This window comes from Actinomycetospora cinnamomea (assembly GCF_003096675.1).
In the GTDB taxonomy this organism is placed as follows: Bacteria; Actinomycetota; Actinomycetes; order Mycobacteriales; family Pseudonocardiaceae; genus Actinomycetospora; species Actinomycetospora cinnamomea.
In genome coordinates this window covers 166,217-192,193 of the sequence record NZ_QEKW01000003.1, presented here as the reverse complement: position 1 = coordinate 192,193, position 25,977 = coordinate 166,217, and the positions used below count along the sequence as shown (strand labels likewise).

Genomic DNA, 25,977 nt, shown 5'->3' with positions numbered 1-25,977 from the left:
CGTGCTCGTTGTGCCGACGTCGCGCGCCGGCGTTCGCGATCGACGTTCACGGCTGGCAGCATGTCGGACGTGGAGCTGGCTGCGACCCTTGCTGCCGCCGTGCCCGTCGGGGCGTCGGCCTACCTCCTCACCGTCGCGCCCGACGGCCGTCCACACGCGACGCCGACGACCGCCGTCGTCCGGGGTGCGTCCTCCGTCGTCGTGAGCGGACTCGGTCGCCGGACGCGGGCCAATGTCGAAGCGGGCAGCACCGTCGCCGTGCTCTGGTCGCCGCCCGACAGCGACGACCACACGCTCATCGTCGACGGCACCGCCGTGGTGCATGACGACACGCTCGTGGTCCGGCCCACCCGCGCCGTCCTGCACCGACAAGCCCCAGAGCGACCGGCTGCGGCTGGACCGGTGGCGGATGGTGCGTGCACCGCCGACTGCGTCGAGATCGCTCTGGCATGAGGCATCGGCGCTCCACCACCCGGGGGTGAGGTCGTGGAGCGAGGCGTCCAACATCTGCCTGCGCCGTGGCACCGGCAGTCCCGGCAGATTGGATCGCCGCCCCGGAGTGCGCCTGCTCTTCCGCCACCGCCGTCCCGCCCCCGCGGGCGAGGCCTCCTACCGGCGCCTGGACTCCTGCGCCGACTCCCCGGTGCCCGAGCTGCCGTCGGCGTCAGGCCTCCTGCCGCGCGCCGTTCAGGTCCAGCCCGGGGAGCGCGTGGCGTCCGCCCTGACAATGTGAGTCATCAGATGTTGCACGGGCCGGCTTGCGGGCATGACCACGACCTCAAGGACCAGGGCTGGACGCTCACCCAGCCCCGCCCCGGCTGGATCACCTGGACCAGACCCACCGGCCACACCTACCACCGCCCACCGCACGCGGTGGCCGGCGAGCTCCCCGCCCCCTGGCCACCGGCCGTTCCGTCGAGCACCGAACCCGCCCAGTACGCCGACGACGGACCCCGCCTGGGGCAACGCCCCACACCGTCCGGTGGCAGACGCGCCCGACACGCCGCGACGCCCGCCGGTGTCGCCGCGCGACGACTCCCGACCCTCCGCCCTTCCGACCGGACGGAGCGCGGCCTCCGACCTCGACGGTCGGCCGGGCCGCGCCCAGGACGTCGCCGAGACGACGGGAGGACCCGGAGCCGCGGTCTCACTAGCCTGTCGCCATGGACCTGGACGACGCCCGGCAGGTACTGCGCGAGCAGCACCGCGCGGTGCTGGCGACACGGCGCAGCGACGGCGATCCGCAGCTCTCGCCGGTGGTCGTCGGCGTCGACGACGACGGTGCCGCCGTCGTCAGCACCCGCGAGACGGCCCTCAAGACGCGCAACCTGCGTCGCGAGGGCCGGGCGTGGCTGTGCGTGCTGCCCGACGGGTTCTTCGGACGCTGGGTGCAGGTCGAGGGCGGCGTGGAGATCGTCGACCTGCCCGACGCGCTCGAGGGCCTGCGGGCGCTCTACCGGCAGGTCTCGGGCGAGCACCCCGACTGGGACGAGTTCGACGACGCCATGCGCCGCGAGCGCCGGGTGCTGCTGCGGGTGCACCTGGACCGCGCCGGGCCGGACGTCAGCGGCTGAGCGGACGGGTGCGCGGGGAATCGGGCGGCCCACGTCGATAACCTCGACGGGTGGCGGTCGCCGAGGTCGTCACCCGACACACGCGATCCAGGAGCACCCCCGCACCATGATGCGCACGCACCCCGCCGGCACGCTGCGCGCCGAGCACGTCGGCGCCACCGTCACCCTCGCCGGATGGGTGGCCCGCCGGCGCGATCACGGCGGGGTCGTGTTCATCGACCTGCGCGACGCCTCGGGCATCGTCCAGGTGGTGTTCCGGCTCGGCGACGTGGCCGCGGAGTCGCACCGGCTGCGCGCCGAGTTCTGCGTCCAGATCACCGGCGTCGTCGAGCAGCGCCCCGCGGGCAGCGAGAACGCCGACCTCGCGACCGGCGAGGTCGAGGTCAGCGCCACCGCCCTCACCGTGCTCAGCGAGTCGGCGCCGCTGCCGTTCGCGCTCGACGAGCACACCGAGGTCGGCGAGGACGCCCGCCTGCGCCACCGCTACCTCGACCTGCGCCGGGAGGGCCCGGCGTCGGCGATGCGGCTGCGCAGCCGCGCCAACAAGATCGCGCGCGACGTCCTCTCGGACCGTGACTTCCTCGAGGTCGAGACCCCGACGCTGACGCGGTCCACGCCCGAGGGCGCCCGCGACTTCCTCGTCCCGGCGCGGCTCAAGCCCGGATCCTGGTACGCGCTGCCGCAGTCGCCGCAGCTGTTCAAGCAGCTGCTCATGGTGTCCGGGCTCGAGCGGTACTTCCAGATCGCGCGCTGCTACCGCGACGAGGACTTCCGCGCCGACCGCCAGCCCGAGTTCACCCAGCTCGACATCGAGGCGAGCTTCGTCGACCAGGACGACGTCATCGAGCTCGCCGAGGCGATCATGGCCTCCCTGTGGCGGGATCTGGGCGACTACGAGATCCCCACCCCGATCCCGCGGATCCCGTACGCCGAGGCGATGGCGCGCTACGGCACGGACAAGCCCGACCTGCGCTTCGACATCGAGCTCGTCGACCTCACCGAGTACTTCGCCGACACCCCGTTCCGCGTGTTCCAGGCGCCCTACGTGGGGGCCGTGGTGATGCCCGGCGGGGCGTCGCAGCCGCGGCGCACGCTCGACGGCTGGCAGGAGTGGGCCAAGCAGCGTGGCGCCAAGGGCCTCGCCTACGTCCTGGTCGGCGAGGACGGCACGCTCACCGGCCCCGTCGCCAAGAACATCACCGAGGCCGAGCGCGAGGGCCTGGCCAAGGCCGCGGGCGCGGGCCCCGGCGACTGCATCTTCTTCGGCGCCGGAGAGGCCCCCGCGGCGCGCGCCCTGCTCGGCGCGACGCGCGGGGAGATCGCCCGGCGCCTCGACCTGATCGGAGAGGGCTCCTGGTCGTTCGTGTGGGTCGTCGACGCGCCGCTGTTCGAGCGCGCCGGGTCCACCGACGACGTCGCGGTCGGGTCGGGCACCTGGACCGCGGTGCACCACGCGTTCACCTCGCCGACGCCCGAGTGGATCGACCGGTTCGAGGACGACCCCGAGCACGCCCTGGCCTACGCCTACGACCTCGTCTGCAACGGCAACGAGATCGGCGGCGGGTCCATCCGTATCCACCGCCGGGACGTCCAGGAGCGGGTCTTCGCCCTCATGGGTCTGACCCCGGAGCAGCAGCAGGAGAAGTTCGGCTTCCTGCTCGACGCGTTCGCCTACGGCCCGCCCCCGCACGGCGGCATCGCGTTCGGCTGGGACCGCATTTGCGCCCTGCTCGCGGGCGTCGACTCGATCCGCGAGGTCATCGCCTTCCCCAAGACCGGTGGCGGCTACGACCCCCTGACGGCCGCTCCCGCGCCGATCACCGCGCTGCAGCGCAAGGAGGCCGGCGTCGACGCCCCGGCGCCGGCGACCCAGACCCGGCCGGCGGCCCCGGTGAAGCCGCCCGAGCGCCCGGTGCAGTGAGCCCGTGATCCGCCTGCGGGTGCTCTGCCTGGCCGCGCAGGCCGGGCTCGTGGAGCGGGTCCTCGAGGTCCTGACGGCCGAGCCGGGCGCGGTTCACGTCGTGCGCCTGCGCGGGGTCCTGGTGGAGCCGGCCGGCGACGTCGTCGAGGCCGACCTCGTCCGCGAGTCGGTCGACGAGGTGCTCGACGCCCTCCGGGACCTCGGGTGCGTCGAGCACGGCGGGATCGTGCTCGAGACCCTCGACACCGTCGTCTCGGCCGCCGCCGACCGGGCCGAGGAGGCCGCGCCGGGCGAGGGCGTCGACGCGGTGGTGTGGGACGAGCTGCTGGCGCGCACCGGGCAGGGGGCGCGACTGTCGGTGACGTTCGTGGTCATGCTCACGATCGCCTGCCTGCTCGGGGCGATCGGAGTCGTGACCAACTCGCCGGTCACCGTGGTCGGGGCGATGGTGCTGGGGCCGGAGTTCGGACGCGCTGACCAACCTCCCCGGCGTCGAGTTCGTCTACCACGTCGGGCCGCTCTCGTTCGTCGTGGCGCTCCTGGCCGGGGTCGCGGGCATGGTCGCGCTGATCGCCGGAGAGGGCTCGGGGGTCCTGGTCGGGGTGTTCATCTCGGTGACGACGGTGCCCGCGGCCGGGTTCGCGGCGGTGGCCGTGGTGCTCGGGGACTGGGGCCGGGCGGCGAGCTCGCTGCTCCAGCTGGCCGTGAACGTCGTGGCCATCGTGTGTTCGGGCGTGGTCGTCCTGCTGCTCGTGCGGGCCGTCCGGCGGCGCCGCCGCCTCCCTGATTCACTCCCGGCGCATGTCGCGGACCGGTAGAGTCCCGTCGCTGATGGCTCCCCTGACGACGGACGACGCGGGCACCGCCGATGGGCGTGCCGCGGACGCGGAGCGTGACGCCGACCACGCGCGGGTGGTCACGCTGGCCGAGGAGCTGCTGACGCGGCGCCACGGGGCGACGGTGCGCCTGGCCGATCCCGTGGACCTCGGTGGCAGCTCGCGCTCGGTCGTGGTCCGCGTGCGCGTGGCCGAGAACCCCTTCTCGCTGCCCCGCACCCTGGTGCTCAAGCACTATCTCGACGAGCCCGGCGCCGGCGAGCCGAGCGCCGACCGGTTCCGCTTCGAGGCCGCGTCCTGCCAGCTGCTCACCGCGATGCCGGCCGAGGACCGGGCGAGCCCCATGCTCGTGGCCAACGACCCGGCACACCGGCTGCTCGTGCTCGAGGACCTCGGCCGGTGCTCGACGCTGGCCGACCGTCTCGACGAGCGCGACCCCAAGGCCGCCGAGCGCGCGCTGCTGGGCTGGGCGCGGGCGCTGGGACGGATGCAGGCGGCCACCGCGGGCCGCGAGCACGACTTCGGAGCCCTGCTGCGCCGGTTCGGCGTCCGGACGTGGCGTGACCCGCTGGCCGACGACGCGCGCGCGGCGCTGGCCGAGGTGCCCGACCAGCTGGCCCAGCTGCTGCGCGTCGAGGCCGCGCCCGCCGGGGTCGCCGAGGCCCGCACGGCCGTGCGGCTGCTCGGCGGCTCGGGCTACCGCGCGTTCAGCCCGGCCGAGATCCGTCCGGACAACTGCCTGCTCACCGGCAGCGGCGCACGGTTCCTCGACTTCGAGTGGGGCTGCTTCCGCGACGTCGCCCTCACCGCGGCGTCGCTGTGCCTGCCGCTGCCCAGCGGCGGCCGGGCGCACGCCCAGCCGCCGGGCATGGCCGAGGCGCTCGTCGCGGCGTGGCAGGCCGAGATCACACCGGTGTGGACCGACCTGGCCGACGCCGAGGTACTGCGCGAGCGGGTGCTGCAGGCCGAGGTGCTGTGGGTGTGGCTGTCGACGCGCGCGCTGCTGCCGGCGGTCGTGGGCACCACGCCCGCGGGGCGGGCGGCGCGCGTCGTGGTGGCGGACCCCGGCGAGGACGCGCCCGCGGTGCTGAGCGCGCTGTGGCGGCGCCTCGGGGTCGACGCCGAACGCGCGGGCCTGGTGGCCACCGCCGAGCTCGCCGCGGCCGTGGTCGGCGCGCTCGGCCGTCACGGCGGGGAGGCCGTGCTGGCGCCCTATCCGGCCTTCGCCTGACGTCCGTGGTGGCCGGCCGGACGGACGGCCCGGACCATCGGGGGACCACGGTGAGGAGGTCACGATGACATCGCTCTACGACCCGACCACCGCTCTCGTGGTGGTGGACGTGCAGAACGACTTCGCGGATCCCCGGGGCGGCCTGTACGTCGCCGGCGGGGAGGAGATCGTGCCCCTGGCGAACGAGGAGATCCGCGCCGCCCGCCGGGCGGGCGCGACGGTCGTGTACTCCCAGGACTGGCACCCCGAGCACACGCCGCACTTCGTCACCGACGGCGGCACCTGGCCGGTGCACTGCGTGCAGGGCACGTGGGGCGCGCAGCTGCACCCCGACCTCGTGGTGGACGGCCCGGTGATCCGCAAGGGCACCGGCGGCGAGGACGGCTACTCGGCGTTCAGCGCTCGTCACCCCACCTCGGGTGAGGAGTCGGCCACCGAGCTCGACGCCGTGCTCCGCGAGGCCGGCGCCCGGTCGCTCGTGGTGGTCGGGCTGGCCGGGGACGTGTGCGTCAAGGAGACCGCGCTCGACGGACGCCGTCACGGCTACGAGGTCACTCTGCTCGCCGACGCCACCCGGCACGTGGAGCTGGAGGCGGGCGACGCCGACCGCGCGCTCGCCGAGATGGCCGACGCGGGCGTCACGGTGCACGGCTGGATGTGACCGCGCCGCGGCGCCGACTCGGTCCCTCGAGGTCAGCCGACCAGCCGCGCCCGGTGGACGAACGCGTCCGCGGCGGTCCCGGACCATGCGGCGGCGCCGTCCGCGGCGAGCGACTCGGCCGGCCGCCGCCCGGCCAGGAGCAGCAGCAGGGCGTCCGCGTCGACCTCGACGACGTCCGGAGCCGTGTGCGGGGCCGGCCCCGCGCACCGCCCGCCGACGATGTGCACGGTGCGTGCGAACGCCGTCGGGTGCTCGCCCGCGGCGCCGTCCGGGCGGCGCACGACCAGGCGCACGGTCGCGTCCCGCGGCCCGAGCGCGGCCACCAGGAGCCGCGGGGCGACGTCGACGATCAGCCGGCAGGCCTCGAGGGCGGCGGCCGGGTGCTCGCCGAGGTCGACGGGGGCGCCCAGCGCGGTCGTGAGGTCGTGGGCGTGCAGGCACAGGTCGAGGCAGTGCGCGCCGAGGACGCGGTCGCCGGCGTGGCGTCCGTCGATGGCCAGCGCCGTGCGGCGTCGAGCGTCGGCCAGCGAGGCCCGTTGCCGGTCGGGTGCGGCGTAGTGGGTGTCCGCGTGGACGCCGGCGAGGTGCGCGACGAGGTCACCGACCGTCGGCTCGGCGCCGGGTGCGGGACGGGACCAGTCCTCGGGCGCGAGCCCGTCGACGGCCTCCTCGGCCACGTCCCACAGCTCGAGCACGGCTCGGGTCGCGTCGTCCATCGGCCTCGCCGCCCACCGGTCGCACTACCGCATCGCTTGTCGGACCGCTCGCTGGGGAGGACACTATGTGATCGCCACCACAGGAGCAACGGTCCCTCCACCACCGCGGGGGCCGGGCGGGAGCCGCCATGGGCGAGTACGAGCCGCGGAACTTCCTCCGACCGTGCCTCCTCCTCCTGCTCCAGGAGCGACCCGCCCACGGCTACGACCTCGTCGAGCGCCTGCACGCGTCGTTCATCGACGACACCGACGCGGGCGGGGTGTACCGGACGCTGCGCTCGTTCGAGCGGGAGGGGCTCGTCTCCTCGTCGTGGTGCCTGTCCACCTCGGGCCCGGCCCGCCGCACCTACGCGCTGACCGCCGACGGCAAGGAGGCGCTGCGCCGCCAGGTGGAGACCCTCGAGGCCACGCACCACCTCGTGCGCGCCTTCCTCGCACGCGCCGGCTCGCTGACCGCGGGGTCCCCGTGAGCGGGCCGGAACCCTGCGACGGGCCGGTGTGCGTCACCTGCTCCGACGAGGCGCTGCCCTGGCGCGTGGTGGCGCTCGCCGACGGCGACCTGGCCTGGGTCGACACCGGCCGGGGCCGCGAGCAGATCAGCGTGGCGCTGGTGGAGGCCGCGGTCGGGGACGTGGTCCTCGTGCACGCCGGGGAGGCCATCGCCCGCCTCGGGGGTGGCACCGGGTGACCCTCGCGACCGGCATGAAGGGCACGGCGGTGCGGGCCCGGTTCACGGTGACCGGGATCGTGCAGGGGGTCGGGTTCCGGCCCTTCGTGCACGGCGTGGCCACCGGTCTCGGGCTCGCCGGCTCCGTCGGCAACGACGCGGCCGGGGTCGTCGTCGAGGTGGAGGGCGCGGCCGCGGACGTCGATGCACTCGAGGCCGCACTGCGGGAGCGCGCTCCGGCGCTCGCGGCGGTCGAGACGGTGACCCGCACGGCGCTGCCGGCCACGGGCGCGGTCGGCTTCACCATCGCGCCCAGCGACCCGTCCGCGCCGGGACCGCGGACGCTGGTCTCCGCCGACACCGCACCCTGCGCCGCCTGCCTCGCCGAGCTCACCGACCCCGCCGACCGCCGCTTCCGCCACCCGTTCGTCAACTGCACGAACTGCGGGCCACGCCTGTCGATCGTCTGCGACGTCCCCTACGACCGCGCGACCACCACGATGGCCAGGTTCGCGATGTGCCCGGCGTGCGCCGCCGAGTACCACGACCCGCGCGACCGCCGCTTCCACGCCCAGCCCGTGTGCTGCCCCGACTGCGGCCCCACGGTGCGCCTCGACGGCGTCGCCGAGGACGCCCTCGACCGGGCGGTGCAGCGCCTCGCCGCGGGCGAGATCCTGGCGGTGAAGGGGCTGGGCGGCTACCACCTGGCGGTGCGCGCCGACCACGAGGCGGGCGTGGCGCGGCTGCGGGCGGCCAAGCACCGGGAGGACAAGCCGTTCGCGCTGCTGGCCGGGGACCTCGCCGTCGCCGACGGCCTCGTCCGGCTCGACCCGGTCGCGCGGGAGGTGCTCGCGGGACGTCGCCGCCCGATCGTGCTGCGCCCGCGCCGGGCCGGTGCGGCCGTCGCCGCCGCGGTGGCGCCCCGCACCGCCGAGCTCGGGGTGATGCTCCCGCCGACCCCGCTGCACCACCTGCTGGCCGCGGACCTCGGCCGCCCCCTCGTCCTGACCAGCGGGAACTCCTCCGAGGAGCCGATCGCCCACCGCGACGACGACGCCGCCGAGCGTCTCGCCCCGCTCGTCGACGGCTTCCTCACCCACGACCGCGCGATTCGCACCCGGGTCGACGACTCGGTGGTGCGCGTGGCGCGGGGCCGCGTCGTGCCCGTGCGCCGCGCCCGCGGCTACGCGCCCGAACCGGTGCCGCTGGGATTCAGGGTGCTCCGGCCGGTGCTGGCGTGCGGGGCCGAGCAGAAGGTGACGATCACGCTCGCCGCCGGCCGCCGGGCGTTCCCGTCCTCCCACATCGGCGACCTGGAGAACCTCGCGACCCTGCGCGCCTTCACCGACGCGATCGAGCACCTCGGCCGGCTGTTCGCGATCACCCCCGAGGTCGTCGCGCACGACCTGCACCCGCAGTACCGCTCCACGTCCTATGCGCTCGGCCGCGACGACCTCGAGCCCGTCGCCGTCCAGCACCACCACGCCCACGTGGCGTCGTGCCTGGCCGAGCACGGGTGGGGGCCCGACGACGGCCCGGCGCTCGGCGTCGCCTACGACGGCACCGGCTGGGGCCCGGACGGCACCGTCTGGGGCGGCGAGCTCCTGCTCGCGTCGCTGTGCGCCGCGCGCCGCGTGGGCCACCTGCAGACCGTGGGCCTGCCCGGCGGTGCGGCCGCGGTGCGCGCCCCCTGGCGGATGGCCGCCGCGTGGCTCGGCGCGGAGGGCCGCGACCTCGCCGTGGCCGGGCGCCACCGCGACCGGTGGGACGCGGTGACCACTCTCGCCGGAGCGTCGGCCACCCTCGCGACGTCCAGCGCGGGGCGCCTGTTCGACGCGGTCGCCGCGCTGGTCGGGGTCCGCGACACCACCACCTACGAGGGCCAGGCGGCCGTCGAGCTCGAGCAGCGTGTCGACCCGGACGAGCACACGGCCTACCCCGTCGGGCCCGCCCGCGACGGCGTGGTGCCCGTGGGCGACCTGGTCGCCGCCGTGGCCGACGACGTCCGCGCCGGGGTGGACCCGGGGCGCATCGCCGCGCGCTTCCACCACGGGCTCGCCGACGCCACCGTCCGCGCGGTCGTGCCCGCCGCGGCCGCCCACGGCGTGGGTACGGCCGTGCTCTCCGGCGGGGTGTTCGTCAACCAGGTGCTCACCGAGCGGGTGCGCGCCGGGCTCGAGGCCGCCGGCCTGCGGGTGCTGACCCACGAGCGGGTGCCGTGCACCGACGCGGGGATCAGCCTCGGCCAGGCCGCCGTGGCCGCCTGCGGGGGGCGCCCGGTCGCCCCGGGAGAGGGGGAGGGGTCATGACGGGAGTGCGCACGCCGACGGCGCAGGACGCGCTCGACGCCGTCGCGCGCCGGAGGGCGGCGACGACGGCGCTGTCCCGGGACGCCGAACGGATCGCGGCGGCGTGCCGGGACGTGGCGGTGCGCTTCGCCCGCGGCGGGCGGCTGCTCACCTTCGGCAACGGCCCGGCCGCGGCCGACGCGGCGCACCTCGCGGTGGAGTTCGTCCACCCGGTGATCGTGGGCAAGCGCGCGCTGCCCGCGCTGTCGCTGGTGGCCGACCCCGCGGTGGTCACCGGACTCGCCCGGCGTGCCGGTACGGCGGACACGGTGGCCGCGTCGCTGCGCGCCCACGCGCGTCCGGAGGACGTCGCGATCGGGCTCTCGGCCGACGGTGACTGCGCCGACGTCGCCCACGGCCTCGCCGAGGCCCGTGACCGCGGGCTGCTCACGGTCGCGCTGGTCGGCGGCGACGGGGGAGCGGTCGGCGCGCTGCCGGGTCTCGACCACGTGCTGCGGGTGTGCTCGCCCGACCCTGCCGTGGTCCGGGAGCTGCACGTGACGATCTACCACGTGCTGTGGGAGCTCGTGCACGTCTTCCTCGAGCACCCGGGAGCCCTGCCCCTGGCGGCTGCGCGATGAGCGGCGTCGAGGCGCTGTACCCGTTCCTCTATCCCGAGGAGGACGACGGGGCGGACGACGACGCGCCGGCGCGCGTGCTGGCGCAGGTGGTCGCCTCGACGCGCGAGAAGGTCGACGAGATCGCGGCCCTGCGCGAGGAGGTCGTCGCGGCGCACGCCGAGGCGCTCGCGGCGTGCGCGGCCGCGATGGCGCACTCGCTCGCCGGCGGTGGGCGCCTGTTCGCGTTCGGCAACGGGGGGAGCAGCACCGACGCCCAGGCGCTCGCCGCCCTGTTCGCCCTGCCGACGGCCGACGACCCCCGGTCGTGGCCCGCGACCGCCCTGGCCGCGGACGTCGCGACGCTCACGGCGCTCGCCAACGACGTGGCCTTCGCGGTCGTGTTCTCACGCCCGATCGCCGCGGCCGGCCGCCCGGGTGACGTCGCCGTCGCCCTGTCGACCAGCGGCGGCTCGGCGAACGTCCTGCGCGGGCTGGCCGAGGCCCGCCGGCGCGGGCTGGTCACCGTCGGGCTGGCCGGCTACGACGGCGGGGCGATGGCCGAACCGGGCGTCGTCGACCACCTGTTCGTCATGCCCTCCTCGTCGGTCCACCGCATCCAGGAGGCGCAGACCACCGTCTACCAGGTGCTGGCCGAGCTCACCCGGAGGGCGCTGGGCTGACCGCTCGCGCTCGCGTCAGCCACCCTGGTCCCCGGTGGGGAGGTCGGGGCTGCCCTCGGTCACGGGCGGGTTGGGGTGCACCCCGCGGGGCTCGTTGCCGCTCCCGTGACCGTAAGGACGGCCCGACGCGCCCTGCTGTCCGGCCTCGTCCTCGGTACCCGCGGCGACCTCCTCGCCCCGGGTGGAGAGGCTCTCCCCGACCCCGAGCGGCGGCTGCGGTTCCGTCTCGGTGTCGCGCATCCCGGCCTCCTCCTCCCGGGACGGCTCGCGCCCCGGCCCGGGCCCGGGGGCGTTCTCCTTCGCACGGAACGCCTTCTCCGCGCCCCGCTCGGCGTCCTTCATCGTCGGTCCTCCTCGTCCGTCTCGGTGGCCCTCTCCGCCAGCGGCGGATCAGCAGATGCGCGGCAGCGGGTCGCCGACGAGGAGGTCGACGATCCGCGTGCCGCCGAAGGCGGTCCGCAGCAGCACCAGCCCGGGCGGGTCGTCGGCGACGTGGCCGATCAGCGCGGCGCCGGCACCGAGCGGGTGGGCCCGCAGCGCCGCCAGCGCCGCCGCGGCGCGCGCGGCGTCGACGACGGCGACCAGGCGGCCCTCGCAGGCCACGTACAGCGGGTCGATCCCGAGCAGCTCGGAGGCCCCGAGGACCTCCTCGCGCACGGGCACCGCGGCCTCGTCGACGACGACCCCGACTCCCGCCGCGCCGGCGATCTCGTTGAGGATCGTCGCGACCCCGCCGCGGGTGGCGTCGCGCAGCACCCGCGCCCCGTCGCCGGCGGCGTCGAGCAGGGCGGCGGCGAGGCCGTGCATCGGCGCGGTGTCGGAGACGACGTCGGCCTCGATGTCGAGCTCCCCGCGGGCGAGCATCACCGTCACCCCGTGGTCGCCGATCGGCCCGGACACGAGCACCGCGTCGCCCGGCCGGACCGTCGCCGCGCCGAGCGTGACGTCCCGCTCGCGCACCCCGATCCCGGCGGTGGTCAGGAAGCACCCGTCGGCCTGCCCGCGGCGCACGACCTTCGTGTCGCCGGTGACGATCTCCACCCCGGCCGCCGCGGCGGCGCGTGCCATGGACGCGGCGATGCGCTGCAGGTCGGCGACCGGGAAGCCCTCCTCGAGGATCACCCCGACCGAGAGGTGCAGGGGGCGCGCCCCGCACATCGCCAGGTCGTTCACGGTGCCGTTGACCGCGAGGTCGCCGATGTCGCCGCCGGGGAAGAACAGCGGCGAGACGACGAAGGAGTCGGTGGTGAACGCGAGGCGGGCCCCGCCCACGCTCACCGCCGCCCCGTCCTCGAGCTGCTCGAGCACGGGGTTGCGGAAGGCGTCGACGAACACGGCCTCGACGAGCGTGCGCGTGGCCTTGCCGCCGGCGCCGTGGGCGAGGGTGATCCGCTCCTCGCGCACCCGCGGCCGGCGACGCCGGGCCCGCTCGACCCGCTCGAGGACCTGCTCCTCGGTGCGCAGGTGCTCGGCGCCGGCATGGGTGGCGACGGCCTCCTCGGCCCAGCCGGCGCGGGCCGGCGCGTTCCCCTGCGGTGCGCTCATCGCAGCACCACCGGGTCGGCGAGCGGGGTCGGCCCGGCGGAGCCGGCACGGACCCGGGAGCGGCTGAACCGGCCGAAGTTGTAGTACGCCGCGCACGCGCCCTCGGAGGACACCATGCACGTGCCGATGGGCGTCTCGGGCGTGCACGCGGTGCCGAACACCTTGCACTCCCAGGGTTCGAGCACGCCCTTGAGCACCTCGCCGCACTGGCAGGCCTTGGGGTCGGCGACCCGTACGCCCGGTACGGCGAAGCGGCGCTCGGCGTCGAAGGCCGCGTACGCGTCCCGCACCTGCATCGCGGACTGCGAGATGAAGCCCAGACCGCGCCACTCGAACCAGGGCCGCAGCTCCATGACCTCCCCGATGACCTCGAGGGCCCGGCGGTTGCCCTGCCAGGGCACGACCCGGCTGTACTGGTTCTCGACCTCGCACCGGCCCTCGCGGCGCTGGCGCATCAGCTGGTGGACGGCCTGGAGGATGTCCAGCGGCTCGAACCCGGCGACCACCAGCGGCTGCCCGTGACGCCGGGCGATGAACTCGTAGGGCCGGCACCCGATCACGGTGGAGACGTGCCCGGGGCCGAGGAACCCGTCGAGGCGCAGGTCGGGGGAGTCGAGGATGGCCTTGATCGCCGGGATGATCGTGACGTGGTTGCAGAAGACCGAGAAGTTCTCGATGCCCTCCCGCGCGGCGCGCAGGACGGTCATCGCCGTCGAGGGTGCGGTGGTCTCGAACCCGATCGCCATGAAGACCACGTGCTTGTCCGGGGTGTTGCGAGCGATCTTGAGGGCGTCGAGCGGACTGTAGACCATGCGGATGTCGGCGCCGGCGGCCTTGGCGTCGAAGAACGAGCCCCGCCCACCCGGCACCCGCATCATGTCCCCGAACGCGGTCATGATCACGTCCGGCTGCTCGGCGATGGCGACGGCGTCGTCGACCCGACCCATCGGCAGCACGCACACCGGGCAGCCGGGCCCGTGCACGAGCCGGATCGACTCGGGCAGGTGGTCCTCGAGGCCGTGCTTGTAGATCGTGTGGGTGTGCCCGCCGCAGACCTCCATGAAGGCGTAGCGCCGGCCCGGCTCGCACAGCGCGGCGATGCGGGTCGCCAGCGCCCGGGCGGTGTCGGCGTCGCGGAACTCGTCGACGAACCTCACAGTCCCTCCCTCCCGACCGCCGAGCCGGTGAAGTCCGCCAGCTCCTGGTCGTAGGCCGGCCCGAGGCCGTGCAGCATCTCCAGGGCGGCCTGCGCCTCCGCCTCGTCGATCTTGGCGAGCGCGAAGCCCACGTGGATGAGCACCCAGTCGCCCACCGCGAGCTCGTCGTCCTCGGTGAGCAGGCCGACGTTCACGCGCCGCCGGACCCCGGCCACCGACACCAGGGCGAGATCGGTGTCGTCGGTGGCCATCTCGATGAGCTCACCTGGGATGCCCAGGCACATCTGCCCACCTCCTCCTCGGTTCGCGTCCCGGCCCCGGGGCCCGGTCCGCGAGGGTGATCGACTCCAGGACCAGGTCGTCGCCGGCCAGGAGCTCCAGGTCGTGCCCGTCGCAGCCCCCGCAGGTGGTGACGAGCCCGTCGGCGGTGGTCGTGGCGCCGCAGTCGCGGCACCGCACGGTCACCGGCACCTCGACGATCTCGACGCTGGCCCCGTCGGCCACCCCGCCGTCGCCGATCAGGGCGAACGCCTGGTCGAACACGGGCCGCTCGAGGCGCTGCAGCGCGCCGACCTGCACCCGCACGGCGCAGACCGGGCGCCCCGCGGCGCGCGCCTCCACGGCGTCGAGTACCCCGGCGGCCACCCCGAACTCGTGCACGGGTCTCACATGTTCCGGATGCGCAGGTAGCGGCGGATGTCGTCGCGCGAGTCCCACAGGACGTACCCGGCGCCGCCGAGCAGGGCGAGGACCAGGATCTTCTTCATCGTGCGGCTCCCGTGTCGGTGCGGATCCCGCTCGCGGCGGGGGTGAAGGGTCGGTCGTCGAGGAGGTGGGCGACGATGCGCGGCACGGCCTCGACCGCCGCGTCGACCGCGTCCGCCACCGCGGGCGTGAGGCCCATGCCGGCGCCGAGGTCGGCGGGCTCGCAGCCGAGCACCAGCACCCGGCGCAGCTCGTGGGTGCCGACCGCACGGGCGAGCGCGCCGACCAGGTCGAGCACCGCGTCGGGCTCCATCCCGTGCGGGTCGAACGACGCTAAGGCGCCGGCGTCGGTGAGGTCGTGCTCGAGCAGGTACAGCGAGCCGGGCGGGCCCCCGCCCCGGGTGGTGTCGGCCACGAGCAGCACCTCGTAGCCCTCCAGGACCTGGTAGGCGAGGTGCATGCCGCGGACGCCGACGTCGACGACGTCCACCGCGGCGGGAAGGCCGCCCACGGCCAGCAGGCGCCGCGCCACCGCCGAGCCGAAGCCGTCGTCGGAGAAGAACACGTTGCCGACGCCGCCGACCAGGATCCTCATCGGGCCTCTCCGATCCCGAGACCGGTCCCGAGCTCGTCGGGGCGGAAGTAGCGGTAGCGGCCGTGGGTGGCCTGCAGGTCGGCGCCGGGGTCGTCGTCGAGCGAGACCGCGACGTGGACCTGGCCGTCGACGTCGTGCACCACGGCCTGCACCGTCGCGGCCGCGCCGTCGAGGAACACGTCCTGCGCGTCGCCGCCGGGGGCGGGCCGCAGCACGACCGCGCTGCCCCGCGACACCGGCCGCCCCTGCACCAGGGTCGTGTCGGTCTCCGGGTCGACCGACGCGTCGGCGGCGGGGTCCCACCAGGGTGTGGTAGGCGGGGGTGTGGCGGGCGTGACGAGGGTGGGGACCTCGTCGGGCGCCCGCCCGTCGGGGCGGATCGTGCCGTGCAGGCGCTCGAACATCGCCGGGCCCATGGCGTCGAGCGCGTCGAGCAGCTCGGCGGCCCGGGGATCGGTGGCCCGCGCCTCCCGCTTCTCGGCGTCGGTGAGCGCGAGGGTCCGCAGGCTGAGGATCTCGTCGTTCTCGGTGCCGTCGAACAGGTCGGTCGGGCTCTCCGGAGCGAGCTGGGGGTGGTCGGCGAGGATGATCGGCGAGGCCAGCACCAGCCGGGCGGTGCCGGGCGCCCCGGCCAGCACCGGCCAGCTGTGCTCGTTGACGCATGCGCCCACCGCCGCGGCGGCCCACTCCGGAGGGTCGGTGCTGGACAGGAACGCGCCGGCGTCCAGCCCGAGCACGCCGTGCGCGGCGACCAGCGCGCGGCGCAGGGCAGCGTCCCTCGTGGGGTCGGGCCGGCACGCGGTGTCGTTGACGACGTCGAGCCGCAGGCGCCACGCCCCGTACGGGCCGGGAACGGGCGTCGCCGACAGCTCGGCGTGGCCGGTGAGCCCGTGGGTCCGCCGCAGGTAGGCGCCGTGCTCGACGCCGGCCGCGTCGACGATCGGGTCGCGCGACTCCGCGCCGGGGAGCGCGATCGGCACCGTGACCGGGCCCTCGCGCAGGTCGGCGAGCGCCACCGCGGCGTCGATCTCGCGGGGCACGCCCTCGTCCCAGCCGAAGTACGGGGTCCCGTCGACCGTCATCTCGTCACGGACCCGGCCCTCGCGGTCGAGGAGGACGCGCTCCTGGACCTGGAGGAAGCGCACGCGCAGGCGCAGCGTGGCCCCGGCCCGCGGCTCGAGCAGGAGCTCGGTGCGGCTGCGGGAGGGCTCGGCGAGGCGCGGCGCGGCCGCCGGGGGCACGAGGACCCCGAACTGCCAGCGCAGCGCGTTCTTCTGCGCCGACGCCCGGTAGGGGTAGAGGAGGTAGCCCTCGAGGAGCACCGCATCGGCGACGGCGGTGACCCCGGCGAGCTCGGCGAAGGGGTCGGTGGTGCTCACGGCGCCCTCCCCCCGCCGTGCCCCTCGGCGGCGGCCAGCAGGGCCGCGACGGTCTGGTCCCAGGAGGGCAGGGCACGCGCCGCGCGCCACGCCGCCAGGTCGCCGGCCGTGCGCTCCGGGAGCCGGATCCAGACGGTGCCGCCGTGGTGCGCGGCCATCATCGCCCGCCACACCGCGACCGGGAGGTGGAACGTCGCCTCGCTGCTCCACGGCACGAGCCCGACCTGGACCCCGGTGTCGCCCTCGTAGAACACGGTGCCACTGAACAGCAGGAGGAGGGGCGCCTCGCCGTCGCTGGTCGCGGCGCCGGGGCGATGCGTCGCCCGGTCGTCGGGGTCGTCGGGGTCGTCGGGGTCGTCGGGGCCGGCCAGGCCGCGGAAGTACCGGGTCGCGGCGAGGTCCGTGTCCGCGGTCAGGGGCACGTCGAGGGTCAGCGTGTGCTCGGCGGTGAAGCCGGGCGTCACCGTGGACACCGTGGCGAGCTGCACCGGGTTGAGCGTGCGGCCCCAGCGCTCCGGCTCGCCGAACAGCTCGACCAGCCGGCGCTGCTCCGCCGCCGAGTAGCGCCGGCGCGCGGGCTCGATCCGGATCTGCGTGCGCAACGCGAGCGCGTGGACACGGGTGCCCGTCGTCTCGGACACCGCGACCCTGAGACGCAGGGTGGGGGCGAGCGCGGCGGGGTCGTGATCGGCCCCGAGGACCGCGAACCGGAGCGCGGGTCCGGGCGCGGCGCGGGGGAAGGGGAGCGTCACGGGTCCACCTCCCGGGCCCGGGCGCGGGCGTCGGCGAAGAAGGCGTCGACGTGCTGCCAGGCCTCGGCGCCCCCGTCGAACCCGCGCCAGTGCCGGCGGACGAGACCGACGAGGCGGTAGCAGGCGTCGATCGGCACGAGCAGGCAGGACGTCGCGGCGCCCGGCTCGGCGTCCCGGCGCACGAGCAGGGCCTCGACGTCGGGCTCGAGCAGGGCCGCGAGCCGCCCCGCGCCCACGCCGTCGGCCCAGGCCCGCAGGTCCAGCTCGCTCTCGGTGGCCCCCGCGGGCCCGGGGTAGCAGGCGACGACGCCACCGGTCGCGCTGCTCTCCAGGAAGAACGCCAACCCCACGGGGATCTGCAGCGCGTCCCACTGCCCGTCGGTGAGCACGAACCGTGAGTCGGCCAGCCAGCGGTCGGGCACGGTCCGGACGCCGTCGGTCCTCCCGCTGAACAGCAGCGCGCACGCCCGGCACGCGCAGCGCAGCGAGCGCTCGCCGGTGTGCACGAGGTGCGGGTGCTCGGCGGGGATCTCCGCCGCGCACAGGTCGCAGCGCTCCGCCGGCGCGGACGCCCGCCCTTCCCGGGGAGCGAGGAACCGGCGCAGCCCCGCGACCTCGCCGACGGTGCTCATGATCCGGCCGCGGGGACGCCCGGGGGTCCCAGCCCGATCTGGAGCAGCGTGGGTCCTGGCTCCTCGGACGTGAACTCGACCGCGGCGATCTCCGGGGCGAGCTCGGTGACCGCGGTGCGGACGACGTCGCGCACGGTCTCCGACGAGGAGCCGCAGCCGGCCGCCAGCGTCACGTGCACGGTGCCGGTGTGGGTGTCGACGCGGTCGAGCGCGACGCCGCCCCCGTGGCTGCCGAGGCGACGGCGTGCGGTGTCGAGGGCGTGCCCGACCCGGACCGGCAGCTCCACGGGGTGCAGGTCGTGCAGCGCCAGCAGCGCGGCGACGAGGGGGTCGGCGGCGAGCCGGTGCACCAGCGCGTCGCCGCCGCCGAGCCGCGCGATCGAGACGATCCGGTCGAGGCCCGCGCCGTAGAACTGCATGAGCACGCGCACGAGATCCTCGCCGACCTCGCGGGCGGCGGGCTCCTCCGCGAGCTCGTCGAGCAGCTCCGCGATGGTCGCGGCCACGGCGCCCGGGTCGGTGCCCTCCTCGTCGGCGAACGGGGACACCATGGCTCAGGGCAGGTTGAGCTGGGTCGGCGAGGTCTCCCGGTGCAGCTGCCTGCCGTTGCCCAGGTACATGTGCACGCCACAGGGCAGGCACGGGTCGAAGCTGCGGACCGCGCGCATGATGTCGATGCCCTTGAAGTTCTCCGGAGGGTTCTCCTCGAAGATCGGGGTGTTCTGCACGGCGTCCTCGTAGGGACCGGGCGTGCCGAACTTGTCGCGCACGCTGCCGTTCCACGGCGTGGGCGGGTAGGGGTGGTAGTTCGCGATCTTCCCGTCCCGCACGACCATGTGGTGGGACAGCACCCCGCGGACCGCCTCGGTGAACCCGCAGCTCACGGACTCGTCGGGCACCGTGAACGACTCCCAGGTCTTCGTGTGCCCGCCGCGGACCTCGGCCAGCGCCTTCTCCAGGAAGTGCATCGCGGCCGCGGCGGCGTAGGCCTGGAAGTAGGTGCGGGCCCGGTCGCGCTCGATCGCGTTGGAGAGGGGGCGTCCCTGCTTGTCCGTGGGCGGGGTCCAGGTGAAGGTGCGCTCGGGCCGGTTGACCGTGCGCGGGAGGTTGATGTCGACGCTGTGGCCGGTGGCCTTGATGTAGCCGATGTCGACCAGCCCGGCGAGCGCGGTCGCCCAGAGCCGCGCGATCGGTCCGCCGCCGGTGTCGAGCGGGAGGTGGTCGGTGCCGTCGAACCAGCGCGGCGACATCGTCCACGAGTACTTGTCGTCGAAGTCGCGCTTCTGCGGCGCCGGGATCGTGTGCTGGTTCCACGGGTGGTCCTGCGACACGGGATTGCCCAGGGGGTCCTGCCGCACGAACACCGGCTGGTCCTCCCAGCCTCGGTAGAACGAGCTGCCCAGAAGGATCCGGATCCCCAGGTTGATCTCGACGAGATCGGTGGTGACCAGCTTCCCGTCGACCACGACGCCCGGGGTGACGAACATCTTTCGTCCCCAGTCGGTCATGGTCCGGTAGTCGAAGTCGCAGTGCTCCGGGTCGTTGAGCGATCCCCAGCAACCGAGGAGCACGCGGCGGCGGCCGACCTCCTCGTACCCGGGAAGCGCGTCGTACATGAAGTCGAAGAGGTCGTCGTGCATCGGCACGACCCGCTTCATGAATTCGACGTACCACATGAGCCGGGTCATGTAGTCGGTGAAGAGCTGGATCGTCGCGACCGTGCCGACGCCGCCCGGGTAGAGCGTGGAGGGGTGGACGTGCCGGCCCTCCATCAGGCAGAACATCTCGCGCGTGTAGCGGCTGACCTTCAGCGTCTCGCGGTAGAACTCCCCGGTGAACGGGTTGAGCGCCCGCATGATGTCGCCGATGGTGCGGTAGCCGTGCTCGGCGGCGCCGCGGGCCTCGGTCCGGTTCGCGAGCTCGAGGACACCCGGGTTCGTCTCCGCGATCATCTTCTCGCAGAAGTCCACGCCGACGAGATTGTCCTGGTAGAGGTTGTGGTCGAACATGTACTCGGCGGCCTCGCCGAGGTTGATGATCCATTCCCCGAGGTGCGGCGGGCGTACCCCGTAGGCCATGTTCTGGTTGTAGACCGAGCAGGTGGCGTGGTTGTCCCCGCAGATGCCACAGATCCGGCTGGTGATGAAGTGCGCGTCCCGCGGGTCCTTGCCCTTCATGAAGATGGAATAGCCGCGGAAGATCGACGACGTGGAATGGCACTCGGCGATGCGCTTCCCCGCGAAGTCGATCTTCGTGTAGATGCCGAGACTGCCGACGATGCGGGTGATCGGGTCCCAGGCCATCTCGACCAGGTCGGTCTTCTGACCCGTGCTCTGCTTCGGCGCGGTGGCGGTCATGACGCGGACCTCTCTGGGCTCGGAACGCTGGCTCTCAGAAGGCGGTGGGCTGGTAGCCGGTGCGCAGTTCCCGCCCCTTCGCCCGCCAGCGCGGTTCCCGGTCGACCGTCTTCGCGGTGATGTCGCGCAGCTTGCGCACGACCGTCCCGTAGGCCCCGCTCGCCACCCCGGACAGCCTGCTGCCGGGCGGGGCGTCCATGAACGGCATGAACTTGTCGGGGAAGCCGGGCATGGTGCAGCCGATGCAGATGCCGCCGACGTTGGGGCACCCGCCGACACCGTTGATCCAGCCGCGCTTGGGGACGTTGCACTTCACCACGGGCCCCCAGCAGCCGAGCTTGACGATGCACTCCGGCGAGCCGTACTCGGTGGCGAACTGACCCTGCTCGTAGTAGCCGGCGCGGTCGCAGCCCTCGTGCACGGTCTGGCCGAACAGCCAGGTCGGGCGGCCCGCTTCGTCGAGCGGGATCATGGGCGCCGAGCCGACCGCCTGGTAGAGCAGGTAGAGGATCGTCTCGGAGAGGTTGTCGGGGTGCACCGGGCAGCCGGGGACGTTGACGATCGGCAGCCCCGCCGAGGACGTCCAGTCCCAGCCGAGGTAGTCGGCGACACCCATCGCGCCGGTCGGGTTGCCCGCCATGGCGTGGATGCCGCCGTAGGTGGCGCAGGTGCCGACGGCGAGGACGGCCAGCGCCTTCGGGGCGAGCCGGTCGATCCACTCGCTCGTGGTCATCGGCTGCCCGGTGTCGGGGTTGTTGCCGAACCCGCACCAGTACCCCTCGGACTTGATCGCCTCGTTGGGGATCGAGCCCTCGACGACCAGGACGAACGGGCCGTCGAGCTCGCCGCGCTCCGCACGGAAGAAGTTCTCGATGAAGGTGTCGGCGCCCTTGTCCGGTCCCGACTCGAAGTCGATCAGCGGCCAGTGCACCGCCACCCTGGGCAACCCCGGCAGCGCCCCGAGCGCGATCTCCTCGATGCTCGGCTGCGTGGCCGCCGTCAGCGCGACCGAATCGCCGTCGCAGCTGAGCCCGGCGTTGATCCAGAGGATGTGCACCGTGGTGTCGTCGTGTGAGGCGAAAGTGGTCACGGATTCCCCCGACCGCTCCACGGCGGCGTGGCAGGTGGTGGTCCGCCGAGGTCAGCCAGGCTGCCAGCGGGGTCGCGACGCGGTAAGTGACCGCGGCACGTAGGGACCGGACGCAGTGTGGGTGCCCTCAGCGGCCGGTGGACGGGGCCCTCGCGGGGTACGGGGACGACCATGAGCACCGCCGACAGCGTGATCGACAAGGCCCGGGAGCTGCAGCGTCTGCACTCCGACCCCGAGCTGCTCGTGGTCGTCAACGTGTGGGACGCGATCACCGCCACGACCGTGGCGAACACCCCCGGCACGAGGGCGCTGGCCACGGCCAGCCACGGCATCGCGGCCTCCCGCGGCTACCCCGACGGCGAGGTGATCCCGCGCGACGAGATGATCGCCGAGGTCGGACTGATCGCCCGGCAGACCGAGCTGCCGGTGACGGCCGACCTCGAGGCCGGCTACGGCGACCCGGGCGGCACGATCGCCCGTGCCATCGACGTCGGCGTCGTCGGCGCGAACCTCGAGGACCAGCTGAGGCCGCTGTCGGAGTCGGTGAAGGCGGTCGAGGCGGCCGTCGCCGCCGCCGAGTCCGCCGGCGTGCCGTTCGCACTCAACGCCCGCACCGACGCGTGGCTGCGCGGCGGCGGCCGGGACCCGCTGGAGATCCTCGACGACGCGATCACGCGGGGGCGCGCGTACCTCGAGGCCGGCGCGACCTCGTTCTTCTGCCCGGGCCGGCTGGACGAGGACACCATCCGCGCGCTGGTCGACGCGCTGGGGGAGCGCAAGGTCAACGTCATCGGGGTGCCCGGGATGCCGGGCACACGGCGGCTCGGCGAGCTCGGCGTCGCCCGCGTGTCCTTCGGCCCGTGGAGCCAGAACGTGGCCCTGACCGCACTCGCGCAGCTCGCCGAGGACGCCTACGCCGGCGGGGGCCTCCCCGAGGGCACCCGCAAGCTCAACTGACCCCCTACGTGCGTGATCTTCTGAGCTATAGCTCAGAAGATCACGCACGTGTGGTGAGGAAACGGCCGATGCGCTCGAGAGCCTCCTCGAGCAGGGGCAGCGCGGTGGCGTAGGAGCAGCGGACGTGCCCCTCGCCCGAGGGCCCGAAGACGTCGCCCGGCACCACGGCGACCTTCTGGGAGTTCAGCAGCGCCTCGGCGAAGTCCTGCGACGACAGCCCGCTCGCCCGGATCGACGGGAACGCGTAGAACGCCCCGCCCGGCTCCGGGCACGTCAGCCCGAGCTCGTCGAGCCCCTTGACGAACAGGCGGCGTCGGCGGTCGTAGTCGGCGACCATCTCGGCCACGTCCGGCTCCGCGCTGCGCAGCGCCTCCACCGCGGCCACCTGGCTCACGTGCGGGGCGCAGAGCATCGTGTACTGGTGGATGCGGTGCATCAGCGCCGCCAGTGGCTCGGGCGCGCACACGTAGCCGACGCGCCAGCCCGTCATCGCGTACGACTTCGAGAACCCGCCGAGCAGCACCGTGCGGTCCCACGCCCCGTCGACCGCGGCGGTGCTCGTGTGGTGGCCCACGTAGGTCAGGCGGTCGTAGATCTCGTCGCTGACCAGCCAGAAGTCCTCGCGGGCCGCCAGCGCGGCGAGCGCGGTGAGGTCGGCCGCCGACTGCGCCGCGCCCGTCGGGTTCGACGGCGACCCGAACAGCACCGCCTTCGTCCGCGGCGTCACCGCGGCGGCGATCCGCTCGGCGTCGAGCCGGTAGCCCTGCGCCGGATCCATCGCCACGGGCACCGGCGTCCCGCCCGCGAACGCCACGCACGGCTGGTAGGCCACGTAGCACGGCTCGGGGACGATCACCTCGTCGCCGGGGTTGAGCAGCGCGCGCAGCGCCAGGTCCAGCCCCTCCGAGACCCCGGACGTGACCAGGCACTCGTCGGCGGGCCGGTAGGTCACCCCGCAGCGCCCGGCGAGGTCGGCGCACACCAGCTCGCGCAGCTCGAGCAGCCCCGAGTTGCTGGTGTACGTCGTCGCGCCGCGGGTCAGCGCGTGGATCGCGGTCTCGCGCACGCCCCACGGCGTCGGGAAGTCGGGCTCGCCGACGCCGAGGGAGATGACGCCCGACATCGTCTGGGCGAGGTCGAAGAACCTGCGGATCCCCGACGGCGGGCACGCCTCGACGACCCGGGACAGCGGCTTCTGCGGGGGCGTCACGGCGTGTACGACAGACGCTGGTCGGGCTCGGGGTCGGTGAGCAGCTGCCCGTCGTCCTTGTAGCGCCGCAGCAGGAAGTGGGTGCTCGTGGCCGTCACGCGGTCGACGCCCGAGAGCTTCTGGGCGACGAAGTCGGCGACCTCCTTCATCGAGGAGCCCTCCACCTCGACCCGCAGGTCCTGCGCCCCGGACACCAGGTAGACCGCCCGGATCTCGCGGAACTTGGCGATCCGCTCGGCCACGTCGTCGAACCCGCGGCCCCGCTCGGGCGCGACGGTGACGTCGACGAACGCCCGGACCCGCTCGTCGCCGAACCGGTCCCAGTCGACCACGGTCTTGTACCGGCGGATGACGCCGTCGGCCTCCCACCCGGCGATCGCCGCGCGCACCTCGTCCTCGGCGATGCCGGTGAGCGCTGCGATCCGCTCGGGGGTGGCGCGGGCGTCGGACTCGAGCACGGTGAGGATCTCGTGCATGGGGAACGACCCTAGCCGTCCCCCGTCGTCGCCGACCCGCGGAGCCGCCCCGTGCCCGTCCAGCCGCCCGTCCACCTCGTCGCCACCGGCGGCACCATCGCCAGCACGGGCTTCCCCGGCCCGCTGGCCCCCGCCCGCGACGGGCGGGCGCTGCTCGCCGACGCCGGCGTCGTCGACGACCTCCCCGCGGACGTCACCGCAGGCGTCACCGTCACCGACCTCGCCACCGCCGGGAGCTTCGCGATGGGGTGGGACGACCTGCGGCGGTTGCACGCGGCGGTGACCGCCGCCCTCGAGGCGGGCGCCGAGGGCGTCGTCGTCACCCACGGCACGGACACGATGGAGGAGAGCGCCTACGGGCTGGACCTCCTGCTCGACGACCGGCGCCCCGTCGTCCTGACCGGCGCCCAGCGTGCCGCCGACGAGCCCGGCGCCGACGGGCCCGCCAACCTGCGCACCGCCCTCACCGTCGCCGCGTCCCCCGAGGTCCGCGGCGACGGGGTGCTCCTGTGCTTCGACGGTGAGGCGTTCGCGGCCCGCGGCGTCGCCAAGCGTCACACCCTCGCGGCCGGCGCCTTCGGTGGCCCCGTCGTGCACCGCGTGCTCGACGGGTCCGTCCGGCGCGTGGCCCGGCCGCTCCGCCGGCCCGCCCTGCCGCTCCCGGCGGGCGAGCCCCCGCGGGTCGACGTCGTCGCCGCCCACCACGGCGCGGACGGCACGCTGCTGCGCGCCGCCGTCGCGGCCGGCGCCGGCGGGGTGGTCCTCGCCGCGGTGGGCATCGGCAACGCGTCCCCGGACGTGATCGAGGCGGTGGGGGAGGCCGTCGACGCCGGTGTGACCGTCCTCGTCGCCAGCCGCGTGCCCGAGGGTCCCGTGTCGGCGCGGTACGCGAGCGGCGGCGCGGCGCTGCTCGAGCGGGGCGCGCGGCTCGCCGGCGACCTGAGCCCCTGGCAGGCGCGGATCCTGCTCGGGCTGGTCCTCGCGGCTGACCCGGCGGATCACCGGGCACTCCTCGACGAGCACCTGAGCTGAGGAGGACCCGCATGGCCAAAGAGATCTTCGTCGCGTTCGGGGTCGACGTGGACGCCGTCGCCGGCTGGCTCGGCTCTTACGGCGGGCAGGACTCGCCCGACGACATCTCGCGCGGCCTGTTCGCCGGGGAGGTCGGCGTGCCGCGCCTGGTGGAGCTGTTCCGCCGCCACGGCATGACCCAGACGTTCTTCTGGCCGGGCCACTCGGTGGAGACGTTCCCCGGCGAGTTCGACGCCTGCGTCGCGGCGGGCCACGAGATCGGCGTCCACGGCTACAGCCACGAGAACCCGCTGGCCATGAGCCGCGTGCAGGAGGAGACGATCCTCGACTACTGCGTCGAGCTCATCGAGCGCCGCAGCGGGCGCCGGCCCACCGGCTACGTCGCGCCGTGGTGGGAGTTCAGCCGGGTCACCAACGAGATCCTGCTCGACCGCGGCATCCGCTACGACCACTCGCTGATGCACCGCGACGTCACGCCGTACTACGTGCGCGTGGGCGACGCGTGGACGCCGATCGACTACGACCAGCCCGCCGAGACGTGGATGAAGCCCCTCGAGCGCGGTCGGGAGACCGACCTCGTCGAGATCCCGGCGAACTGGTACCTCGACGACCTGCCGCCGATGATGTTCATCAAGGGCAGCCCGAACAGCCACGGGTTCGTCAACCCGCGCGACATCGAGCAGATGTGGCGCGACCAGTTCGACTGGACGTACCGCGAGTGCGACTACGCCGCCTTCACGATGACGATCCACCCCGACGTCTCCGGCCGCCCGCAGGTGCTGCTGGCGCTCGAGCGGCTCATCGAGCACATCGACGGCCACGAGGGCGTGCGGTGGGCGACGTTCGACGAGATCGCCCAGGACTTCCTCGCCCGGACCCCGCGCACGTGATGGGGC

The 25,977-nt window shown here is 74.7% G+C and carries 29 protein-coding genes and 1 pseudogene; 14 read left to right on the top strand and 16 right to left on the bottom strand.

Annotated features, from left to right (window positions below):
• Positions 1-69 precede the first annotated feature (69 nt).
• The 6 genes and pseudogenes from C8D89_RS07895 (at position 70) to C8D89_RS07870 (ending at position 6,223) form a co-directional block, all read left to right on the top strand.
• Entirely contained in the window at positions 70-453 is a 384-nt protein-coding gene (locus C8D89_RS07895; protein ID WP_165825593.1) for a pyridoxamine 5'-phosphate oxidase family protein, read from the top strand.
• Between the two features lie 710 nt (positions 454-1,163).
• Positions 1,164-1,574 carry a TIGR03618 family F420-dependent PPOX class oxidoreductase gene (locus C8D89_RS07890; RefSeq protein ID WP_116707559.1) on the top strand — a complete coding sequence of 137 codons (411 nt, stop codon included), beginning with the start codon at positions 1,164-1,166 and terminating at the stop codon, positions 1,572-1,574.
• Positions 1,575-1,680: 106 nt separating this feature from the next.
• Positions 1,681-3,495, top strand: a complete 1,815-nt coding sequence (aspS, locus tag C8D89_RS07885) for an aspartate--tRNA ligase (protein WP_116707558.1) — start codon at positions 1,681-1,683, stop codon at positions 3,493-3,495.
• Positions 3,496-3,499: 4 nt separating this feature from the next.
• Positions 3,500-4,313 (top strand): annotated as a pseudogene (locus tag C8D89_RS07880) (DUF389 domain-containing protein).
• Between the two features lie 13 nt (positions 4,314-4,326).
• Positions 4,327-5,562: a hypothetical protein gene (locus tag C8D89_RS07875; RefSeq protein WP_116707557.1), complete on the top strand. Its 1,236-nt coding sequence runs from the start codon at positions 4,327-4,329 to the stop codon at positions 5,560-5,562.
• A 64-nt stretch (positions 5,563-5,626) separates the two neighbouring features.
• Entirely contained in the window at positions 5,627-6,223 is a 597-nt protein-coding gene (locus C8D89_RS07870) for an isochorismatase family protein (protein WP_116707556.1), read from the top strand.
• A 32-nt stretch (positions 6,224-6,255) separates the two neighbouring features.
• Here the strand turns inward: C8D89_RS07870 and C8D89_RS07865 are convergent, their stop codons facing one another.
• Positions 6,256-6,939: a hypothetical protein gene (locus tag C8D89_RS07865; protein ID WP_116707555.1), complete on the bottom strand. Its 684-nt coding sequence runs from the start codon at positions 6,937-6,939 to the stop codon at positions 6,256-6,258.
• Between the two features lie 128 nt (positions 6,940-7,067).
• On the opposite strand from C8D89_RS07865, the gene C8D89_RS07860 reads away from it, so the two are divergent.
• Genes C8D89_RS07860 through C8D89_RS07840 form a run of 5 tightly spaced genes read left to right on the top strand, consistent with a single transcriptional unit; the run spans position 7,068 to position 11,194 of the window.
• Complete coding sequence (locus C8D89_RS07860; RefSeq protein WP_116707554.1) at positions 7,068-7,409, top strand: helix-turn-helix transcriptional regulator; 342 nt, start codon at positions 7,068-7,070, stop codon at positions 7,407-7,409.
• Complete coding sequence (locus C8D89_RS07855; protein WP_243417938.1) at positions 7,406-7,627, top strand: HypC/HybG/HupF family hydrogenase formation chaperone; 222 nt, start codon at positions 7,406-7,408, stop codon at positions 7,625-7,627. Before C8D89_RS07860 ends, C8D89_RS07855 begins: the two co-directional genes overlap by 4 nt.
• Positions 7,624-9,915 carry a carbamoyltransferase HypF gene (hypF, locus tag C8D89_RS07850; protein ID WP_341477310.1) on the top strand — a complete coding sequence of 764 codons (2,292 nt, stop codon included), beginning with the start codon at positions 7,624-7,626 and terminating at the stop codon, positions 9,913-9,915. Before C8D89_RS07855 ends, hypF begins: the two co-directional genes overlap by 4 nt.
• On the top strand, positions 9,912-10,535 hold the full coding sequence (locus C8D89_RS07845) for an SIS domain-containing protein (RefSeq protein WP_116707552.1): 624 nt from the start codon (positions 9,912-9,914) through the stop codon (positions 10,533-10,535). Before hypF ends, C8D89_RS07845 begins: the two co-directional genes overlap by 4 nt.
• Positions 10,532-11,194 carry a D-sedoheptulose-7-phosphate isomerase gene (locus tag C8D89_RS07840; RefSeq protein ID WP_116707551.1) on the top strand — a complete coding sequence of 221 codons (663 nt, stop codon included), beginning with the start codon at positions 10,532-10,534 and terminating at the stop codon, positions 11,192-11,194. The genes C8D89_RS07845 and C8D89_RS07840 overlap by 4 nt, the downstream gene beginning before the upstream one ends.
• A gap of 15 nt (positions 11,195-11,209) precedes the next feature.
• On the opposite strand, the gene C8D89_RS07835 is transcribed toward C8D89_RS07840, so the two are convergent.
• The 13 genes from C8D89_RS07835 to C8D89_RS07780 all read right to left on the bottom strand — a co-directional run bounded on the left by C8D89_RS07835 (position 11,210) and on the right by C8D89_RS07780 (position 21,406).
• Positions 11,210-11,536 (bottom strand): hypothetical protein, encoded by a 327-nt coding sequence (locus C8D89_RS07835; protein ID WP_116707550.1) that lies wholly within the window; start codon positions 11,534-11,536, stop codon positions 11,210-11,212.
• Positions 11,537-11,584: 48 nt separating this feature from the next.
• Positions 11,585-12,658, bottom strand: a complete 1,074-nt coding sequence (hypE, locus tag C8D89_RS07830) for a hydrogenase expression/formation protein HypE (protein WP_243417973.1) — start codon at positions 12,656-12,658, stop codon at positions 11,585-11,587.
• A 77-nt stretch (positions 12,659-12,735) separates the two neighbouring features.
• The gene (gene hypD / locus C8D89_RS07825) at positions 12,736-13,896 is read right to left on the bottom strand and encodes a hydrogenase formation protein HypD (protein WP_116707548.1); all 1,161 of its coding nucleotides are present in this window, start codon (positions 13,894-13,896) and stop codon (positions 12,736-12,738) included.
• Positions 13,893-14,180, bottom strand: coding sequence for a HypC/HybG/HupF family hydrogenase formation chaperone (locus C8D89_RS07820; RefSeq protein ID WP_116707547.1), 288 nt, complete (start codon positions 14,178-14,180; stop codon positions 13,893-13,895). Before C8D89_RS07820 ends, hypD begins: the two co-directional genes overlap by 4 nt.
• Positions 14,158-14,556 (bottom strand): hydrogenase maturation nickel metallochaperone HypA/HybF, encoded by a 399-nt coding sequence (locus C8D89_RS07815; protein WP_116707792.1) that lies wholly within the window; start codon positions 14,554-14,556, stop codon positions 14,158-14,160. The genes C8D89_RS07820 and C8D89_RS07815 overlap by 23 nt, the downstream gene beginning before the upstream one ends.
• Positions 14,557-14,561: 5 nt before the next feature.
• On the bottom strand, positions 14,562-14,663 hold the full coding sequence (locus C8D89_RS31080) for a DUF6893 family small protein (RefSeq protein ID WP_423716785.1): 102 nt from the start codon (positions 14,661-14,663) through the stop codon (positions 14,562-14,564).
• Positions 14,660-15,196 (bottom strand): hydrogenase maturation protease, encoded by a 537-nt coding sequence (locus C8D89_RS07810; protein ID WP_116707546.1) that lies wholly within the window; start codon positions 15,194-15,196, stop codon positions 14,660-14,662. The genes C8D89_RS31080 and C8D89_RS07810 overlap by 4 nt, the downstream gene beginning before the upstream one ends.
• On the bottom strand, positions 15,193-16,575 hold the full coding sequence (locus C8D89_RS07805) for a hypothetical protein (RefSeq protein ID WP_116707545.1): 1,383 nt from the start codon (positions 16,573-16,575) through the stop codon (positions 15,193-15,195). The genes C8D89_RS07810 and C8D89_RS07805 overlap by 4 nt, the downstream gene beginning before the upstream one ends.
• Complete coding sequence (locus C8D89_RS07800; protein ID WP_207787119.1) at positions 16,572-17,327, bottom strand: DUF6084 family protein; 756 nt, start codon at positions 17,325-17,327, stop codon at positions 16,572-16,574. Before C8D89_RS07800 ends, C8D89_RS07805 begins: the two co-directional genes overlap by 4 nt.
• Positions 17,324-17,959 carry a DUF5947 family protein gene (locus C8D89_RS07795; RefSeq protein ID WP_116707544.1) on the bottom strand — a complete coding sequence of 212 codons (636 nt, stop codon included), beginning with the start codon at positions 17,957-17,959 and terminating at the stop codon, positions 17,324-17,326. Before C8D89_RS07795 ends, C8D89_RS07800 begins: the two co-directional genes overlap by 4 nt.
• Entirely contained in the window at positions 17,956-18,510 is a 555-nt protein-coding gene (locus C8D89_RS07790) for a NifU family protein (protein WP_116707543.1), read from the bottom strand. The genes C8D89_RS07795 and C8D89_RS07790 overlap by 4 nt, the downstream gene beginning before the upstream one ends.
• 3 nt (positions 18,511-18,513) lie before the next feature.
• On the bottom strand, positions 18,514-20,316 hold the full coding sequence (locus C8D89_RS07785; RefSeq protein WP_116707542.1) for a nickel-dependent hydrogenase large subunit: 1,803 nt from the start codon (positions 20,314-20,316) through the stop codon (positions 18,514-18,516).
• Positions 20,317-20,350: 34 nt separating this feature from the next.
• Complete coding sequence (locus C8D89_RS07780; protein WP_116707541.1) at positions 20,351-21,406, bottom strand: NADH-quinone oxidoreductase subunit B family protein; 1,056 nt, start codon at positions 21,404-21,406, stop codon at positions 20,351-20,353.
• Positions 21,407-21,577: 171 nt separating this feature from the next.
• Between C8D89_RS07780 and C8D89_RS07775 the strand changes: the two genes are divergently transcribed.
• Entirely contained in the window at positions 21,578-22,363 is a 786-nt protein-coding gene (locus C8D89_RS07775; protein WP_116707540.1) for an isocitrate lyase/PEP mutase family protein, read from the top strand.
• 40 nt (positions 22,364-22,403) lie between these two features.
• On the opposite strand, the gene C8D89_RS07770 is transcribed toward C8D89_RS07775, so the two are convergent.
• Together C8D89_RS07770 and C8D89_RS07765 are read right to left on the bottom strand one after the other, a co-directional pair.
• Complete coding sequence (locus tag C8D89_RS07770; RefSeq protein ID WP_243417937.1) at positions 22,404-23,573, bottom strand: aminotransferase class I/II-fold pyridoxal phosphate-dependent enzyme; 1,170 nt, start codon at positions 23,571-23,573, stop codon at positions 22,404-22,406.
• Positions 23,570-24,049: an Lrp/AsnC family transcriptional regulator gene (locus tag C8D89_RS07765; protein ID WP_116707539.1), complete on the bottom strand. Its 480-nt coding sequence runs from the start codon at positions 24,047-24,049 to the stop codon at positions 23,570-23,572. Before C8D89_RS07765 ends, C8D89_RS07770 begins: the two co-directional genes overlap by 4 nt.
• 51 nt (positions 24,050-24,100) lie before the next feature.
• Here C8D89_RS07765 and C8D89_RS07760 point away from each other — a divergent pair, with 51 nt between their 5' ends.
• Positions 24,101-25,081 carry an asparaginase gene (locus tag C8D89_RS07760; protein WP_116707538.1) on the top strand — a complete coding sequence of 327 codons (981 nt, stop codon included), beginning with the start codon at positions 24,101-24,103 and terminating at the stop codon, positions 25,079-25,081.
• A gap of 11 nt (positions 25,082-25,092) precedes the next feature.
• Positions 25,093-25,971, top strand: coding sequence for a polysaccharide deacetylase family protein (locus C8D89_RS07755; protein ID WP_116707537.1), 879 nt, complete (start codon positions 25,093-25,095; stop codon positions 25,969-25,971).
• Positions 25,972-25,977: the final 6 nt, after the last annotated feature.